Here is a 15,424-nt window from a genome sequence, read left to right on the forward strand (position 1 = left end):
GTGTCAGCGCGAATGCGAGCCAGGCGGAGATGTTGGAGAGGCCGACCGGCCTCTCCACGTCATTGCGAGCGCAGCGAAGCAATCCAGAATCCCTCCGCGGAAACACTCTGGATTGCTTCGCTGCGCTCGCAATGACGGAGCTGCGGTAACAGTCGGGCCTAAATCTTCAGCTCTGTCCCCGTCACGCGCCGATACGCTTCCAGGTACCGCTTGCTGGTCGCGTCCACCACGCTGGCCGGCAGCGGCGGCGGCGGGGCGTCGCCGTTCCAGCGGCCGGCGCGGCGCTCGACGTCGAGATAGTCGCGCAGCGGCTGCTTGTCGAAGCTCGCCTGCGGCTGGCCCGGTCTGTAGGCGTCGACCGCCCAGAACCGCGACGAATCCGGCGTCATCACCTCGTCGATCAGGATGATGCGGCCGTCCTTGTCGCGGCCGAACTCGAACTTGGTGTCGGCGATGATGATACCCTGCTCGCGGGCGAGCTCCTCGCCCAGCGTGTAGATCGCCCGCGTCATGCTCTCCAGCGTGTAGGCGACCTCGTCGCCGACCACCGCGCGCATCTTCGCGATGGTGATGTTCTCGTCATGGCCGCTTTCGGCCTTGGTCGCGGGGCTGAAGATCGCCGGCTCCAGCTTCTCGCTCTCGATGAGGCCGGCCTTCAGCTTCTCGCCGGCGAGCGTGCCGCTCGCGGCATATTCCTTCCAGGCGGAGCCTGAGAGATAGCCGCGGATCACGCATTCGATCGGAAACACGGTGGTGCGCTTGCACAGCATGGCGCGGCCAAGGATCTCCGCGCGATGCGGTTTCAACGCCGGCACGGCCGCAATGATCTCGTCGGTATCCGCGCTGATCATGTGATGCGGCACCACGCCTTCGAGCTCATTGAACCACCACGCGCTGATCTGGGTCAGCACCGCGCCCTTCATCGGGATGGTCTCGCCCATCACCACATCGAAGGCGCTGATGCGGTCGGTGGTGACGAGCAGCAGGCGGTCGTCGTCGACGGCGTAGATATCGCGCACCTTGCCGCGTCCGATCTTGGATAGAGGCAGGTCGCTGGAGAGCATGGTGGTCATCGGCAAAGCCTTCGCACAGGACATCCGGCCGCGTCTGATGGCGCGGCCGGACACCGGATTAGCCTATTCCGGCAGCGGAATGAACTCGTGTTCCTGCGGAACTGCGGCGAAGCGCCCGGTTTTCCAGTCCTGCTTGGCCTGCTCGATCCGCTCCTTGCTGGAGGAGACGAAATTCCACCAGATGTGGCGCGGGCCTTCCAGCGCATCGCCGCCGAGAAACATCATTCGCGTCGCCTTCAGCGCCTTCACGGTGATGCGGTCGCCGGGCCGGAAGATCAGCAGGCGCGGCCCCTCGTAGCGCTCGTTGGCGATCTCGACCTCGCCGTCGACGACATAGATCGCACGCTCCTCATGATCGGGGTCGAGCGGCACGCTCGCGCCCGCGAGCGCCGTGACCTCGGTGTAGAACCAGGGCGAGACCATCGACACCGGCGAGGCGATGCCGAAGGCGGAGCCCGCGATCACCCGCGCGGTGAAGTCGCGCTCGGAAATCATCGGCAAATCGCCTGCCGCATAATGCTGGAACGACGGCGCGATCTCTTCGGAGCCCGCCGGCAGCGCGATCCAGCTTTGCAGGCCGAGCATCTTCTGGCCCGAGGCGCGCTGCGCGTCCGGCGTGCGCTCGGAATGCGCAATGCCGCGGCCGGCCGTCATCAGGTTCATTGCGCCGGGAGCGATCTCCTGGACGTTGCCCTCGCTGTCGCGATGCATGATGGCGCCGTCGAACAGATAGGTGACGGTGGCGAGCCCGATATGCGGATGCGGCCGCACGTCCATGCCCTTGCCGGAGACGAACTGCACCGGGCCGAAATGATCGAAGAAGATGAAAGGCCCGACCATCTGCCGCTTGCCATGCGGCAACGCCCGGCGCACCGCGAACCCGTCACCGAGATCGCGCGTGCGCGGCACGATGACGAGATCGAGCGCATCGCAGGACATGGGATCGCCGAGCACGGGATCGTTCGAGGGCTGCCAGCTCATGGGGGAACTCCTTTTGGCTTTGTTGGGCGCGACGCTAGCAGACTTTCACATCAGCGTCGCGACAAAGCCCGCTCATCAAACTCCGCTGTCATGCCCCGGCTTGACCGGAGCATCCAGTACGCCGCAGCCCATCGATTCAACCGCTGCCGTCTCGGAGTACTGGATCGCCCGGTCAAGCCGGGCGATGACAGCTGTGGATGCCGCCCCTAGCCCTTGCATGCGGATGGACCTTGAAAAAGCGAGCCTGACGAACGATGTTCGGCTGCCTTCAACCGCGACCGTTCGCCCCAGCCGATGACCCTTGCCGCAACCGAACTTGCCTTCCGCGCTGCCAGCGTCGCGCTGCTATTGGTGCTGGCGGCGTCATTGCTCTCCGATTTCCGCAATGTGCTCGCGGCCCGCCTCGGCGCGGCCTTCGCGCTAGGCTCGGCGGCGCATGCCGCGAGCTATTCCATCGGCGTGTCGTCGCTCGTTCCAATCTGGCACGCGCCGCTGATTGCACTGTCGACCGGCAACATCGTCGTGTTCTGGCTGTTCACGCGCGCGCTGTTCGACGACGGCTTTCGGCTACGCTGGTGGCATGGTTTGATCTGGGCCGCGGTGACCGCCTTCAGCTTCGTCGGATGTCTCTGGATCGCGCCCGGCGGCAACGCGCGGTTCTCCGTGACGGCAGTGAACCTAATCGTGCTCGGCTTCATCGCGCTCGCGGTGGTGCAGACGATCGGATCGTGGTCCGCCGATCTGGTCGAGCGTCGCCGTCGCCTGCGCGTCGTCATCGTCTGCGCCGCCGCACTCTATGGCGGGTTGAATGCGCTGCTCCAGATCCTCGTTGCCTTCAGCGCGAGCGATGTCGCCGATACCATCAATACAGGCGTGCTCGCCTGCATCGTTGCCGCGATCGCCTACGCAATGTTGCGAGTCGATGGCGCCGATCTGTTTCCGATTGCGCCAGAGCCCGCACCCGCGATCGCGCCGATCCAGCCTTTGGCCGAGGACTCCGACCAGAAACTCATCGATGCCCTGATGCGCCTGATGGCGGACGAGCGGATCTATCGCCAGGAGAACATTACCATCGGTGTGCTGGCGGGCCGGCTCAGGATTCCCGAATACAGGCTGCGCCGCCTGATCAACCAGCGGCTCGGCTATCGCAATTTCAATGTGTTCCTGAACAACCACCGCATCGAGGAAGCCAAGGCCGCGCTCGCCGATCCCTCCCAGGCCGAGGTCCCCGTCATCACCATTGCCATGGACGCCGGCTTCCAGTCGCTGGGACCATTCAACCGCGCCTTCAAGGCGGTGACAGGCGTAACGCCGACCGAGTACCGGCGGTTGAAGACGAGTGCGGCTTGATCTTTCTTTACCTCTCCCCGCTTGCGCGGAGAGGTCGGATCGCTCTTGCGATCCGGGTGAGGGGGTACGGGTCCGTCGGCAGTCTCGCGTGCGGAGAGGCCCCTCACCCCAACCCTCTCAGCGCGAGCGAAGCTCGTCGCGGCCCCGTAAGAACGGGGAGAGGGAGCGCACCACCGCTGTGACGGCACGGTACCTCTAAGGATTTGGAATGGCTTCACAATTCCAAAATCGGCCAGCCCGCCCCGATTTCAACCAACCCCTTTTCCAAATCCGGCGAGCATCCCCCGCCCGCATCCCGCTTCCTCCCCGGCATACGCCTCAGCCGGAGAACGCCCGTGACCCGCCGCCGCAAGATCGTCCTTTTCGCCTCCGCCATCGCCGCAGCCGGCCTCGCGCTCGGCGCGGCTCGAGCCCACGACGTGCCGAAGGTCGCGACCGGCTTCGTCGCCGACATCCTGTGCGCCGAGACGTTCGTGTCCGGCCTCGATCCCGGGCGCAACTTCGCCGAGACCACCGACGCCATGCCCGGAGCGGGCCTGATCAGCTGGGCGATGGAGTACAGAATCGACCGCGTCCGCAAGGATGTCACGGTGACGCTGTTCGGCCTCGGCCGCAGCCACGCCATCTATCGCGAGGGCCTCGGCTGCACGCTTGAGCACGGCGCCGGCATTGCCTCCGTCGAGCCGCTGCCTGACGACAAGCGGCCCGCGTTGCTTCCCGCGATCGCCGGCCCCGCGATCGTGCCGCCGCAGAGCTCCGAGCTCGGCGCCGCGCTCGACCGCGCCTTCGCCGAGCCTGCTCAGCCGCCTTACCGCCGCACCCGCGCCATCGTCGTGATGAAGGCCGGCCGCGTCGTCGCCGAACGCTACGCCGACGGCATCGGCCCCGAGACGCCGCTGCTCGGCTTCTCCATGACCAAGTCGGTGGTCTCGGCGCTGATCGGCGTGCTGGTGCGCCAGGGCAAGCTGAAGCTCGACGGCCCCGCACCGGTCGCCGCCTGGAAGGATCCCGACGATCCGCGCCATGCCATCAATGTCGATCAGCTGCTGCGCCACACCGCGGGCCTCGCGCTCGGCAGCTCGTTGCAGGCTTCGCTCGGCTCCGCCTTCGAGCCGGTCAACAGGATGAAATTCGCCGAGAAGGACATGGCCGCCTATGCCGAGAGCATGCCGCTCGCAACCGCGCCCGGCACCGCATGGAATTATCACGACGGCAACACCCTCATTCTCTCGCGTCTGATCCGCGATGCGGCCGGCGGCACACCGCAAGACGCACTGCGCTTTGCGCGCCGCGAATTGTTCGCCCCGCTCGGCATGCGCCATGTCGTGCTCCAGCTCGACGGCGCCGGCACGATCGAGGGGTCGACCGAGATGCTCGCCTCCGCCCGCGACTGGGCGCGCTTCGGCCAGCTCTATCTCAATGACGGCGTCGCCGGTGGCAAACGCATCCTGCCGGAAGGGTGGGTCACCTATTCGGCGACGGCCACGCCGAATGCGTGGGTCGGCATCGGCGCCGGCTTCTGGACCAACCAGGGCGACAGCTTCGGCGCAAATCTTCGCATGGAGCACGGCTGGCCGCGCGATGCCTTCTTCGCCAAGGGCACGATCGGGCAGTACACCATCGTGATCCCGTCGGAGCAGCTGGTGATCGTGCGCATGGGGCGCTCGCCGAACGCGCCGCCGCACGCCGACGGTGTGTTCGACCTCGTGCGCGATGTGGTGGCGGCAACGCGCGAGAAGGGAGGCTGGCGGGAGGGGATTGAGGTCTTCTTACCCTCCAGGGGGGAAGCGGAGCGCCGCGGTGAACTTACCTCCCCAATTCCGTTGCCTGCGCCACGCGGTCGAACCGCTCCAGCGTCATGATCGCATCCGCGAACTTTTCCGCGCGCGCGTTCAGCACGGGGCGGGCCAATGTCAAAAATTTCTGCTGCATCGCCTGTGTATCCGGGAACGAGGTCGGCTCTCCGGACGGATCGGCGTAGAGCCGCTCGTGCACGCCGTCGTCCGTGGTGATGCTCACGCGCGCGCCGAAGGGATGAGTGCGGCCGATCTCGAGCCGGTCGTCCTGCACCACGTCGAACTTGTCGGCGAGCGCGTCGATGGTGGCGTCGCCGAGCCGGCTGTAATCGTCCCAGCCGAATGAACCCTGGTCGAGTGCGAGCGCGCCGGTGAAGAACATCGAGAACTGGCCGCCGACGATCGAGCGCGGGTGCCGCTTGGTCGCGGCGTCGCCGGTCAGCGTGATGCCGTTGCGGTGCAGACCGATCTCGACGCGCTTGACCTGCTCCGGCGTCAGATTGTGCTCGCGCCGCATCGCGATCAGCGCGTCGATCGCGGCATGGGTGTAGCGGCAGCTCGGATAGGGCTTCACGCCGATCTTCATCGTTTCATAGGTCTTGCCGAGCTCGGCCACCGCCTTGTCGGGATGCGCATCGTCGGTATAGCCGGCGAGCAGGCCGTGCTTGCCTTCGACCGACTCGGTTGCACCGACGAAATCGTTACGCGCCAGCGTCGCGGCGATCACCCCGTTCATCGCGGCGGCGCCGACCTGGTAGCGCTTGTTCCAGGCGCCGTTGACCAGAAATTGCAGCGAGCCCGCGGCCTGGCTGCCGGAGACGCCAAACGCGGCAATCAGCTGCTTCTCGCTGAGGCCGAACAGCTTGCCCGCCGCCGCAGCCGCGCCATAGGTGCCGGCCGTCGCCGTCGGGTGGAAGCCGCGCGCGTAATGCGAGGTCGGATCGAGCGCATTGCCGAGGCGGCAGCAGACCTCGTAGCCAGCAACGATCGCCGTAAGCACGTCGCGCCCGGAGGCGCCGACCATCTCGCCGACGGCGAAGGCGGCCGGCACCACCGGTGCGCTCGGATGCAGCGAGGAATCGGCATGGGTGTCGTCGAAATCGAGGGAGTGGCCGAGCGCGCCGTTGAGCAGCGCCGCGACCGCCGGCGTCCAGGTCTTGGTATCGCCGAACACGGTGGACTCGCCCTTGGTGTCGAGCGCCAGCGCCTCCAGCATCTTCAGCATCGACGAGGTCGATTCCGCCTCGCGCCGCGCCCTGATGGCGCTGCCGAGGAAGTCCAGCGTCAGTACCTTGGCGCGCTCCAGCACCTCCGCCGGAATATCCTGGTACTTGAGATTGAAGACATAGGCGGCGAGCGTTGCGGTTTCGTGAGCCATCGTGTTTCCTCGATTTGGCGCGCAAGTTAGGCGGGCTGATTTGGCCTTTCAAGCGGCCTTGCGTCGGCGGGGATCAGCCATGCTTTTGCTTAGGCGAAAAGGATCGGGATATTCCGCATGACGCGCGCAAGGCAGCTGTTCGACCGGATTCGAGCGCGGCGGACGCAATTGGGGCTGGCGATCCGGGTCACGGTCGCCGCGACAGCGGCCTATGCGATCGCGACCGCGCTGCATCTGCTGCTGCCGCTCTGGGCGGTGCTGACCTCGCTGATCGTGACCCAGATGAGCGTCGGCCGCTCGCTGAAGGCGACGCGCGACTACATGCTCGGCACCATCGGCGGAGCCCTCTATGGCGGCGCCATCGCCATCCTGATTCCCTATTCCAGCGAGGCGGGCCTGCTCGGCCTGCTGGTCCTCTCCGTCGCTCCGCTCGCCTTCATCGCCGCGATCAATCCGAGCCTCAGCGCCGCCACGGTCACCGCCGTGATCGTGCTCCTGGTTCCGACCCTGCATCATGCCGATCCCCTGACCTCGGCGATCGATCGGGTCAGCGAGGTCGGCGTCGGTGCCGTCACGGGATTGCTGGTCTCCTTCCTGGTGCTGCCCTCGCGCGCGGTGCGGCAGATCCGCGCCAGCGCGGCGGTTCTGCTCGAATTGATCGCCGATGCCCTCGCCGAGCTGCTGGCAGGCCTCACGCGCGGCCGCGACAACGACGCGCTGCACCGGATCCAGGACGGAATCGGCACCGCGATGGTCAATCTGAATGCGATCGGCTCCGAAGCCGAGCGTGAGCGCGCGGCGCGCTTGTCGAGTGGCCCGGACACCGGCCCGTTGCTGCGAACGATCCTGCGGCTGCGCCATGACGTCGTGATGATCGGCCGCGCCACGGTGGTGCCGCTGCCGGTGGAAGTGCAATTGCGGCTGGCAGCGCCCCTGTCGGAAGTGTCGACCGTGATCGCCCGCTTCCTCCGCTCGGCCGCTGGCGCCTTGCGCGAGGGCGCCGGCGCGCCGCCGATCCATCCCGTCCATGTCGCGCTCCAGCACTATGCCGAGGCGGTCGCGTCCGTCCGTCAGGATGGCCTGATCCGCGGCCACGCGAGCGACACAGCCGAGCGCTTCTTCGCGCTCGGCTTCTCCCTGGAGCAGATGCACCAGAATCTCGGCGACCTCGACCGCGTCGTCGGCGAATGGTCGGAGGCCTCGACAGATAAAACCGCACGCGTTGCGGAGTGAGTTCGGGCGCGTCGTCGTCAACGTCGGCTTTCGACAGTAATGCGCGTGTGCGAAGCGCGGCGGTGATCGGCGGTCTGCGGCTCTAAGCCGCTCCACGCACAAGGTTCCATCGGGTCATGTTGCTGACGCATTCTCTGTTTTAATCGGCGGCAAGCTAAACACGACGTGAGACCACTCCGGTTCTCACAACGGTTCCGTAGCCAGGGGTTGGCTCGAATCCGCAAAACGTTCGGCAAGTTCATGAGCGCTGTTGCGTTCGCTTGACCACGTTTGCGGTTCTGGAACCGGACAATCTAAAAAATCACAGGACTCATGATGCTCTTCCGCTCGAGCGCCGCAGTTTGCGGCGCCCTGGTTACGCTTGCCTTCTCTGTTGCCGTTGCTCGAAGTGAAACGCGTGGGGATCACTCAAGTGCCGTCGTCGATGCCGCCTCCGGCGATGCGATTATTGGCGCGGCGTCCACCTACAATCCGTTCAAGCCCGGCAAGGAGGAGGGCGGTCCGCAGACGGCTTCCGGCGAACGTTATGATCCCTCCGCCTGGACGGCTGCCATCAAGACGAGCCTGCGCCGGAAATTCGGTGGGGTCGGATTCGGCGCGAGGCCGAAATATGCTCTCGTCGAGGCCGTGGGCAAGAAGGTCATCGTCAAGATAAACGACGTGGGACCACTAAGACCTGGCCGCATCATCGACCTCAATGAGCGAACGATGCGCCATTTCGATCCGAGCATGGACCTCGGTGTCATTCCTGACGTGAAAGTCAGTCCGCTCGCTGGCGACAATTGGACTGCAGGGCCGGTGGGCTGAACAGGGCGTGTTCGTTCAATGTCGGCCCGCACAGTTCATCGGGCCGTCTCCACGATGCGTCCCATCATGTTGCGGACCACGAGCTTGTGGAAGGGCATGATCAGCGCAAGATAGGTCCGGCCGAGCAGGTTGTGCGTGCGCACCAGCGTGGTCGAGGTCACATGGCGGCGCGCGGCATTGCCTGAAACGTCGACTACGATGCGGAAATCGAGGTGCGAATCATCGAAGCCCGCGACCAGCTGCTCCGGCGTCTCGCTCAGCACCGGAAACAGGCCGATCATGCCGCCCGGCGCCGGGGCGCCTTCGCCCGATGTCTTCAGCCCGAACGGCCTCACCAGAATGTTGCGCAGGCGCAGCAGTGCGTCGATCCAGCGCGGCCCGTGCAGCACCATCCTGGTGCAGGCTTCGCGGGCATTCACCGCCGCGGCGCCGATGTCCACGCAAAACGCGTCGATGAACTGCGCGCCGGCGAGCAGCGCATCGGCATCGACTTCAGGCGCGACTTCGCGGACCGTCCCGATCATCCCGCCATTTTGCGCGTCAGCATCCGGAAGCGCAAGATCAGGAGCCCGGCATAGACGAACGTGCCGATCGAGAATCCGATCCAGACGCCGATCGCGCCCAGCCCTGTGTGGAACGCCAGCAACCAGCCGATGGGAAAAGAGACGCCCCAATAGCCGATCGCGGCGAACAGCAGGGTCATCTTGGTGTCGTTGATGCCGCGCAGCGCGCCGCCCATGATGGTCTGCAGGCCGTCGGCGATGAAGAAGCTGGCCCCGACCAGCAGCAGCGTTGCCGTCAGCTCGACGGTGACCGCACTTTCGCTGCCGGCGCCGAAGAACAGCCGGCCGAGCTGATAGCGACCGATCACGATGGCGATCGTCAGCGCGGAGACCAGCGCGAGGCCGAGCACGGCTGCGACGAGTCCTGCGCGCTTCACCGCCGCCGGATCCTTGCGGCCGAAGGCATGACCGACCCGCACGGTCGCCGCCATGCCGATGCCGAGCGGCACCATGAACAGCACGGCGGTGACCTGGAGCGCGATCTGGTGCGCGGCAATCGCGGTGGTCGAGATCAGGCCCATCAGCAGCGCGGCCGAGGAGAACAGGCCATATTCCAGCAGCAGCGAAAACGAGATCGGCGCGCCGATCGCGATCAGCTGGCGCATCAGGGGCCAGTCGATCCGCCAGAGGTGGGCGAGCGGACGATAGTCCGCGAACGGCTTGCGCAGCCCGGCGATCGCGAGCGCGGCGAGGAAGGTGCCGAGATTGACCAGCGTGGTCGCAAGCCCCGCGCCGAACAGGCCGAGCTCGGGCAGGCCGAACAGGCCGTGGATCAGGGCATAGACCAGCGCGGCATTGACCGGGATCGCCGCCAGCGTGATCCACAGCGGCGCCTGCGGCCGGTTCACCGCACTCATCATGCTGCGCAGCGCGATGAATCCGAGCGCCGGTGCGATACCCCAGGCAAGGCCGTTTAGATAGTGCTGCGCCAGCGCGGCCGAGTGCGGCGTTTGACCGAGCGCGAGCAAAATCTGCTCGCCATAGAGCGGCGAGGCCATCATCGGCAGCGAAATCAGCAGCGCGGCCCACAGACCGACGCGCAAGGAGCGCCGAATGCGCCTGACGTCGCCGGCGCCGAACGCCTGCGCCGCCAGCGGCGACACTGCGGACGTCAATCCGAGTCCGAACGTGAAGCTGACGAAATAGACCGTATGGGCCAGCGCCGCCGCGGCCACCGCCTCCTCGCCGAGCCGCCCGATCATCGCAAGATCGGTCGTGATCATCGCGATCTGCCCGAGCTGGGTCAGCATCAGCGGCACGGCGAGGCGCAGCGTCTCGACGAATTCTTCGGCAAGGTGGCTCTGCCGTGCGTCCAGGCGTGCCCGGTACGGCTGCTTGGTATCCAAAAGCTCGGTCATGCCGGGGACATAGCAGCCTCGATCGGCGAAGTAACGGCAAAGAAATGTGAGGGCGGGTGCCGCTGAAAAAAGGCGGGGGCTCAGGCGAAGGAAAGGTCGGGTTGCACCGTATTCGTCATGTGCGGCGAATCTGGGCCGGTCTCACATTGGGAATTGAGTATGATAACGAGATTTAGACTGACGTTCGCCGCACTGTTCATCGGTTCTGCCATCCTGGGTGCCGGCGCCGCTGCAGCGGCCGACCTGAGGCTGCCCGCAGCGCCGCCCCCGCAGGCGGCGTCGGCAGCCCTGCTGAGCTGGGCGGGGCCCTATCTCGGCGTTCAGGCCGGCTATGTCTCGGGCCGCTCCGAGATCTCGCTGCCCGCGACGGGTGAATTCCACTTTGTCGATCCGAAGGGCGCGATCGTCGGTGCAACGGCGGGCTTCTCGGCGCAATGGGGCCGGATCGTCGCCGGGCTCGAGGGCGACGTGAACTTCGTCGATGCGCGCGCGACGATCGATACCGGCTTTGCGCCAACACCCGCCGTCACGCAGCTTCAATCCGCGGTCAATTGGAACAGCCACCTTCGTGGACGGATCGGATATGCTTTCGAACGGACGCTGCTGTTCGCCGCCGGCGGCCTTGCCGTCGCGGGCGTCGAGAGCAAGGCGTTCGACAATGGGATCGGCGCCGTTGCGAGCTGGAGCGATACACGGATCGGCTGGTCGATCGGAGCGGGCGGGGAATTCCGCTTCGCACCGCAGGCCTCGGTCAGGCTCGAATATCTCTATGACAATTACGGCTCGAAGACGCTGGCCGCCCAGACGGTCGGCCCGACGACCTTCGGCGCGCGCGAGTCCCGGCTCGACACGCACACGCTGCGAGCCGGAGTCTATTGGCGCTTTTGATGCTCGGTTGGAGGCGGCTATCGCCAGGTAGGACCGGTTCGCAATTCTCGGCTACGATGTCCGCAGGCCAGAGCAACAGATCGATGTGATGGAAGAGCCATCGGACGAGGCCTTGATGGCGGAGGTTTCGGCGCAGCGGCAGCACGCATTTCGCCTCCTCATGCGGCGCCATATGCCTCGGGCGCTGCGGGTCGCGGAGCGGATCGTGCGCGATCCGGCCGAGGCCGACGACATCGGCCAGGAGGCGTTCATGCGGGTCTGGACGCACGCAGCCTCGTTCGATCCGCAGGTTGCGAAGTTTACGACCTGGCTCTACCGCATCGTCCTCAACCTGACCTTCGATCGCACGCGGCGGCGAACGTTCCTGCCGCTCGAAGACGCCGGCGACGTACCCGACATGGGACCGCACGCCGTCGAGCGGCTGATCGCGGATGAGGAGCTCAGTCTTCTCAATCGCGCGATGGCCGGCCTGTCGGACCGGCAGCGCGGCGCGATCGCGCTCTTCCACATGGAGGGATTGAGCGGCGAGGAGGCCGCCAAGGCGATGGACGTCAGCGCCAAGGCGTTCGAATCGCTGCTGGGCCGCGCCCGCACGGCGCTCAAGGCAAATGTTCAGAAAATACAGCAGACGGGGAGCCACGTATGACGCCCGAACAGTTCAGACAATTGGCCGAGACATGGGGAGGTGACGTCGAGCGCTGGCCCGCACCGACGCGCGAGGCCGCGCGGCGATTTGCGGCAAGTGCGGAAGGCGCGGCCCTCCTGGATGAGCAGGGACGGCTCGATCGCCTGCTCGCGGTGGCCCCGGAGATCGACGAGGCGAGGGCGGATCGTTCGAGCCTGCTCGTCCTGCAGCGGCTCGCCGCGGTCCCGCAGCAGCATCGGCCGGCATGGTATCGACGCCTGCTGCGCTGGCCCACGCTCGTTCCCGCCGCAAGTCTCGCCTGCTCCGCGATCGTCGGCGTGTGGCTGGCGGGGGCGATGCCCTATGTCCATTCGGCGTCGGACCCGTTGTCCGTCATGAGCGGCGTCTTCGACGTCTACTCAATCGGTTTGGGATCGGTGCAATGAAGTTCCGGCGAGAATGGTCCACTCCCTGGCGGGCGCTCATGCTGCTGTCGCTGTGCGTCAACGTCGCCCTGTTTACCTATGTCTCGGCGCAATGGCTGCTACCCGGCGGCTTTCGACCGGGCGCAGCCGTGCCGCTACGCATGATCGAGCGTGTCGCCGAAAGACTTCCGGCGGAAGACGCGGAGATCCTGTGGAGCATCTATCGCGGCAAGGAGGCGGAGCTGGCCCCGCTCCAGGCCGAGTACCGGCTCGCGTTGATGAAGGCGATGAAAACGGCGGCGCAGACGAATCTCGACAAGGCCGAGCTGGAAGCAGCCGTGAAGGATGCCCGCGACAAGCGCGTGAAGATTGGCGACCTCGTCGTCTCGACCTTCGTCGAGATGCTGGAACGAATTTCAGCGAAAGGACGCCGACAACTCGTCGGCGGCTATTTTCGCTGAGCCGCGCAGAGTGAACGAGGGATTCGGCCCGTCCAGACGTATCACCTACATCGATGTCTGCGAATTGATGGAGGTGACATGGTGCAACGATTTGGCCGGGCGGCAAGCGGACCGGTGGTGAGGTTCTCGCATCGGGCGGCCGTCTACGTGCGTGCGGGTCTTGCGGCCGCGAGTCTGATCGCACTTCTCGTGCTGTTTCTTTCACAAGCCTCCGCAGGCGATGCGCGGAGTGAGGCAAAGCAGGCCTGCAAGGCAGACTATTCACGGTTCTGCGCCGGCACCATGCCCGGTGGCGGCCGCATCCGCAAATGCCTCGGCGACAATTACGCGAGCTTGTCCGCGGCCTGCAAACAGGCCTTCGACGCGAACCCGCCAAAATAGAACAGGTTAACTCCGCTCCGGCACGCGCTTGATCTTCGCGCCAAGCGCGTTCAGCCGCTCCTCGATGCGCTCATAGCCGCGCTCGATCTGGTCGGCGTTGTTGATCGTCGAGGTGCCCTCGGCGCACACCGCCGCGAGCAGCATCGCCATGCCGGCGCGGATGTCGGGCGAGGTCATCGTCGCGCCGTGCAGGCGGCTGGGGCCGGCGATGATGGCGCGGTGCGGGTCGCACAGCACGATGCGCGCGCCCATCGCGATCAGCTTGTCGACGAAGAACATCCTGGATTCGAACATCTTCTCGAACATCAGGATCACGCCCTCGCATTGCGTGGCGGTGACAATGGCGATCGACATCAGGTCGGCCGGGAAGGCCGGCCAAGGCTGGTCCTCCAGCTTGGGCACATGGCCGCCGAAATCGTCCTGGATCTTCAATGTCTGGTTGGAGGGCACGATAAGATCATCGCCCTCGATTCGGCAGACGATGCCGAGCCGCTCGAAGCCCATGCGGATCGAGCGCAGATGCTCGACGCCCGCGCGCGCGATGCGCAAGGGCGAGCGCGTCACGGCGGCAAGCCCGATCAGCGAGCCGACCTCGATGTGGTCGGGCTGGATCCGGTAGGTCGTCCCGCCGAGCGTCGCTTGACCATGGATGATCATGGTGTTGGTGCCGATGCCTTCGATCCTGGCACCGAGCGCGACCAGGAAATTGGCGAGGTCCTGCACATGCGGCTCGGAGGCCGCGTTGCGCAAATAGGTGATGCCGTCGGCGGCGACCGCCGCGACCAGCGCGTTCTCGGTGGCGGTGACGCTCGGCTCGTCCAGGAACACGTCCGCGCCCGCGAGCTTTGGCGCACGGAATTCGAGCCGATCGGTCGCGGTGACCTTGGCGCCGAGCTGCTCCAGCGCGAGCACATGCGTGTCCAGTCGCCGGCGGCCGATGACGTCGCCGCCCGGCGGCGGCAGCATCACCTCGCCGCAGCGGGCGAGCAGGGGCCCGGCGAGCAGGATCGAGGCGCGAATGCGCACGCACAGCTCGGGGTCGAGGTCGGCGGCGCGGATGCTCTTGGCATGGATGTGAAGCGTGTTGCGCGCGGACCATTCGGCCGACGCGCCGACCGAGCGGACCAGCTCGACCAGCGTCTCGGTGTCGCGGATCCGCGGCACGTTCTCCAGCAGGACCGGATGCTCGGTCAGCAGCGCGGCGGCGATGATCGGTAGCGCCGAATTCTTATTGCCGGACGGCTCGATCGAGCCCGAGAGCCGGTGACCGCCCTCGACGATGTATTGGATGGGCGCCACGGGGTTCTCGCTGTCCTGTTGAGTGGGAGGGCCTGTTTCGGGCGGAAACTACAGAGATTTGAGCGCGGGAGCAATTGTGCCCGCTGGGACCCGCACACGTCCGTCCGTCGCTTGTGGCAGGACCCGCCCTCAGAACAACCCGATGATACTCCCGACCACATAGAGGAACGCGATCAGGATCAGGACGCCCATCAGGAAGAAGGAGATTTCGATGGCGATGGCGCCGGTGCCGAGTGCGGCGGCGACAGCGGCAAGGAGCCGTTCCTCCCGAAAGATCAGCGAGAGCACCGACAGCAGGATGGCGAGCAGGCCGAGCGAGATCGCCGTGACCGATGCGATATCACTCCAGCTTCGTCCAGCCGATTTCTCGAGGTCCGGAGCCTTGAACTCCACGCCCTTCACCTTCGCGACGATGCGGTCCTTGATGCGATGTCCGGTGTCGACGATCACCTTGTCTGCCGGCGGCGGCGGAAACACGATCGGCACGACCCAATGCGGCAGCACTGCCGCCATCAACGCCAGCACACCGACGATGCTGCCGATGATGCCGAGGCGGCGTGAGGGCATAGCGGAACTGGGCGTTGCAGAGGCGGTCATGGCGCGAGCTTCCCGGCCGGAACTGGCCTTGCGGGGTCATGCCGTTTCGTCGCGATGGCGGGTGGGGAGGTTCAGGGGCGGTGTTGCCACGAAGGTGGTGCGCCCCCTCCCCCGCTTGCGGGGGAGGGCGGGAGAGAGGGTCTCTCCACACGGGACAATCCCCTAGAGGAGGAAGCCCTCACCCGCCACGCTCTGCGAGCGTGTCGACC

16 protein-coding genes are annotated in these 15,424 nt (G+C 66.1%); 9 read left to right on the forward strand and 7 right to left on the reverse strand.

Going from position 1 to position 15,424, the window contains the following annotated elements; translation table 11 throughout:
• Positions 1-158 precede the first annotated feature (158 nt).
• Both I6F24_RS27925 and I6F24_RS27930 read right to left on the reverse strand, forming a co-directional pair.
• Positions 159-1,073 (reverse strand): phosphoribosylaminoimidazolesuccinocarboxamide synthase, encoded by a 915-nt coding sequence (locus I6F24_RS27925; RefSeq protein WP_036024113.1) that lies wholly within the window; start codon positions 1,071-1,073, stop codon positions 159-161.
• A 63-nt stretch (positions 1,074-1,136) separates the two neighbouring features.
• Positions 1,137-2,054: a pirin family protein gene (locus I6F24_RS27930; RefSeq protein ID WP_036024106.1), complete on the reverse strand. Its 918-nt coding sequence runs from the start codon at positions 2,052-2,054 to the stop codon at positions 1,137-1,139.
• Positions 2,055-2,348: 294 nt separating this feature from the next.
• Between I6F24_RS27930 and I6F24_RS27935 the strand changes: the two genes are divergently transcribed.
• Positions 2,349-3,404, forward strand: a complete 1,056-nt coding sequence (locus I6F24_RS27935) for a helix-turn-helix domain-containing protein (protein ID WP_225152254.1) — start codon at positions 2,349-2,351, stop codon at positions 3,402-3,404.
• 335 nt (positions 3,405-3,739) lie between these two features.
• Positions 3,740-5,266 carry a serine hydrolase gene (locus I6F24_RS27940; RefSeq protein WP_225152256.1) on the forward strand — a complete coding sequence of 509 codons (1,527 nt, stop codon included), beginning with the start codon at positions 3,740-3,742 and terminating at the stop codon, positions 5,264-5,266.
• Here the strand turns inward: I6F24_RS27940 and I6F24_RS27945 are convergent.
• A complete protein-coding gene (locus I6F24_RS27945) occupies positions 5,211-6,578 on the reverse strand; it encodes an MmgE/PrpD family protein (protein WP_225152258.1) in 1,368 nt (455 codons plus the stop codon). The genes I6F24_RS27940 and I6F24_RS27945 overlap by 56 nt on opposite strands.
• 117 nt (positions 6,579-6,695) lie before the next feature.
• Here I6F24_RS27945 and I6F24_RS27950 point away from each other — a divergent pair, with 117 nt between their 5' ends.
• A complete protein-coding gene (locus tag I6F24_RS27950) occupies positions 6,696-7,811 on the forward strand; it encodes an FUSC family protein (protein ID WP_036002665.1) in 1,116 nt (371 codons plus the stop codon).
• A gap of 312 nt (positions 7,812-8,123) precedes the next feature.
• Positions 8,124-8,618 carry a septal ring lytic transglycosylase RlpA family protein gene (locus I6F24_RS27955; RefSeq protein WP_192893029.1) on the forward strand — a complete coding sequence of 165 codons (495 nt, stop codon included), beginning with the start codon at positions 8,124-8,126 and terminating at the stop codon, positions 8,616-8,618.
• A 35-nt stretch (positions 8,619-8,653) separates the two neighbouring features.
• Here I6F24_RS27955 and I6F24_RS27960 read toward each other — a convergent pair whose 3' ends face one another.
• Complete coding sequence (locus I6F24_RS27960) at positions 8,654-9,142, reverse strand: DUF2867 domain-containing protein (protein ID WP_225131875.1); 489 nt, start codon at positions 9,140-9,142, stop codon at positions 8,654-8,656.
• Positions 9,139-10,539 (reverse strand): MATE family efflux transporter, encoded by a 1,401-nt coding sequence (locus I6F24_RS27965; RefSeq protein ID WP_225152260.1) that lies wholly within the window; start codon positions 10,537-10,539, stop codon positions 9,139-9,141. Before I6F24_RS27965 ends, I6F24_RS27960 begins: the two co-directional genes overlap by 4 nt.
• Positions 10,540-10,698: 159 nt before the next feature.
• Between I6F24_RS27965 and I6F24_RS27970 the strand changes: the two genes are divergently transcribed.
• The 5 genes from I6F24_RS27970 (at position 10,699) to I6F24_RS27990 (ending at position 13,319) form a co-directional block, all read left to right on the forward strand.
• Complete coding sequence (locus tag I6F24_RS27970) at positions 10,699-11,427, forward strand: outer membrane beta-barrel protein (RefSeq protein ID WP_225152262.1); 729 nt, start codon at positions 10,699-10,701, stop codon at positions 11,425-11,427.
• A 43-nt stretch (positions 11,428-11,470) separates the two neighbouring features.
• Positions 11,471-12,073, forward strand: coding sequence for an RNA polymerase sigma factor (locus I6F24_RS27975; protein WP_346656941.1), 603 nt, complete (start codon positions 11,471-11,473; stop codon positions 12,071-12,073).
• Complete coding sequence (locus I6F24_RS27980; RefSeq protein WP_225152265.1) at positions 12,070-12,498, forward strand: hypothetical protein; 429 nt, start codon at positions 12,070-12,072, stop codon at positions 12,496-12,498. The genes I6F24_RS27975 and I6F24_RS27980 overlap by 4 nt, the downstream gene beginning before the upstream one ends.
• Positions 12,495-12,938 carry a periplasmic heavy metal sensor gene (locus I6F24_RS27985; protein ID WP_225130206.1) on the forward strand — a complete coding sequence of 148 codons (444 nt, stop codon included), beginning with the start codon at positions 12,495-12,497 and terminating at the stop codon, positions 12,936-12,938. The genes I6F24_RS27980 and I6F24_RS27985 overlap by 4 nt, the downstream gene beginning before the upstream one ends.
• A 78-nt stretch (positions 12,939-13,016) precedes the next feature.
• Entirely contained in the window at positions 13,017-13,319 is a 303-nt protein-coding gene (locus I6F24_RS27990) for a hypothetical protein (protein WP_057025876.1), read from the forward strand.
• 6 nt (positions 13,320-13,325) lie between these two features.
• Here I6F24_RS27990 and murA read toward each other — a convergent pair whose 3' ends face one another.
• A complete protein-coding gene (gene murA / locus I6F24_RS27995; RefSeq protein WP_225152267.1) occupies positions 13,326-14,618 on the reverse strand; it encodes a UDP-N-acetylglucosamine 1-carboxyvinyltransferase in 1,293 nt (430 codons plus the stop codon).
• A 129-nt stretch (positions 14,619-14,747) separates the two neighbouring features.
• Positions 14,748-15,215 carry a hypothetical protein gene (locus I6F24_RS28000; protein ID WP_225144812.1) on the reverse strand — a complete coding sequence of 156 codons (468 nt, stop codon included), beginning with the start codon at positions 15,213-15,215 and terminating at the stop codon, positions 14,748-14,750.
• Positions 15,216-15,424: the final 209 nt, after the last annotated feature.

The organism is Bradyrhizobium sp. BRP23 (assembly GCF_020194135.1).
GTDB lineage: Bacteria > Pseudomonadota > Alphaproteobacteria > Rhizobiales > Xanthobacteraceae > Bradyrhizobium > Bradyrhizobium yuanmingense.

What these genes read in the sequence shown, in the direction of transcription:
- I6F24_RS27950 (WP_036002665.1), top strand. Translation starts at nt 6,696, where the DNA reads ATGACGCGCGCAAGGCAGCTGTTCGACCGGATTCGAGCGCGGCGGACG.
- I6F24_RS27990 (WP_057025876.1), top strand. Translation starts at nt 13,017, where the DNA reads ATGGTGCAACGATTTGGCCGGGCGGCAAGCGGACCGGTGGTGAGGTTC.
- I6F24_RS27925 (WP_036024113.1), bottom strand. Translation starts at nt 1,073, where the DNA reads ATGACCACCATGCTCTCCAGCGACCTGCCTCTATCCAAGATCGGACGC.
- I6F24_RS27985 (WP_225130206.1), top strand. Translation starts at nt 12,495, where the DNA reads ATGAAGTTCCGGCGAGAATGGTCCACTCCCTGGCGGGCGCTCATGCTG.
- I6F24_RS27930 (WP_036024106.1), bottom strand. Translation starts at nt 2,054, where the DNA reads ATGAGCTGGCAGCCCTCGAACGATCCCGTGCTCGGCGATCCCATGTCC.
- I6F24_RS27970 (WP_225152262.1), top strand. Translation starts at nt 10,699, where the DNA reads ATGATAACGAGATTTAGACTGACGTTCGCCGCACTGTTCATCGGTTCT.
- I6F24_RS28000 (WP_225144812.1), bottom strand. Translation starts at nt 15,215, where the DNA reads ATGACCGCCTCTGCAACGCCCAGTTCCGCTATGCCCTCACGCCGCCTC.
- I6F24_RS27980 (WP_225152265.1), top strand. Translation starts at nt 12,070, where the DNA reads ATGACGCCCGAACAGTTCAGACAATTGGCCGAGACATGGGGAGGTGAC.
- I6F24_RS27945 (WP_225152258.1), bottom strand. Translation starts at nt 6,578, where the DNA reads ATGGCTCACGAAACCGCAACGCTCGCCGCCTATGTCTTCAATCTCAAG.
- I6F24_RS27965 (WP_225152260.1), bottom strand. Translation starts at nt 10,539, where the DNA reads ATGACCGAGCTTTTGGATACCAAGCAGCCGTACCGGGCACGCCTGGAC.
- I6F24_RS27935 (WP_225152254.1), top strand. Translation starts at nt 2,349, where the DNA reads ATGACCCTTGCCGCAACCGAACTTGCCTTCCGCGCTGCCAGCGTCGCG.
- I6F24_RS27960 (WP_225131875.1), bottom strand. Translation starts at nt 9,142, where the DNA reads ATGATCGGGACGGTCCGCGAAGTCGCGCCTGAAGTCGATGCCGATGCG.
- I6F24_RS27955 (WP_192893029.1), top strand. Translation starts at nt 8,124, where the DNA reads ATGATGCTCTTCCGCTCGAGCGCCGCAGTTTGCGGCGCCCTGGTTACG.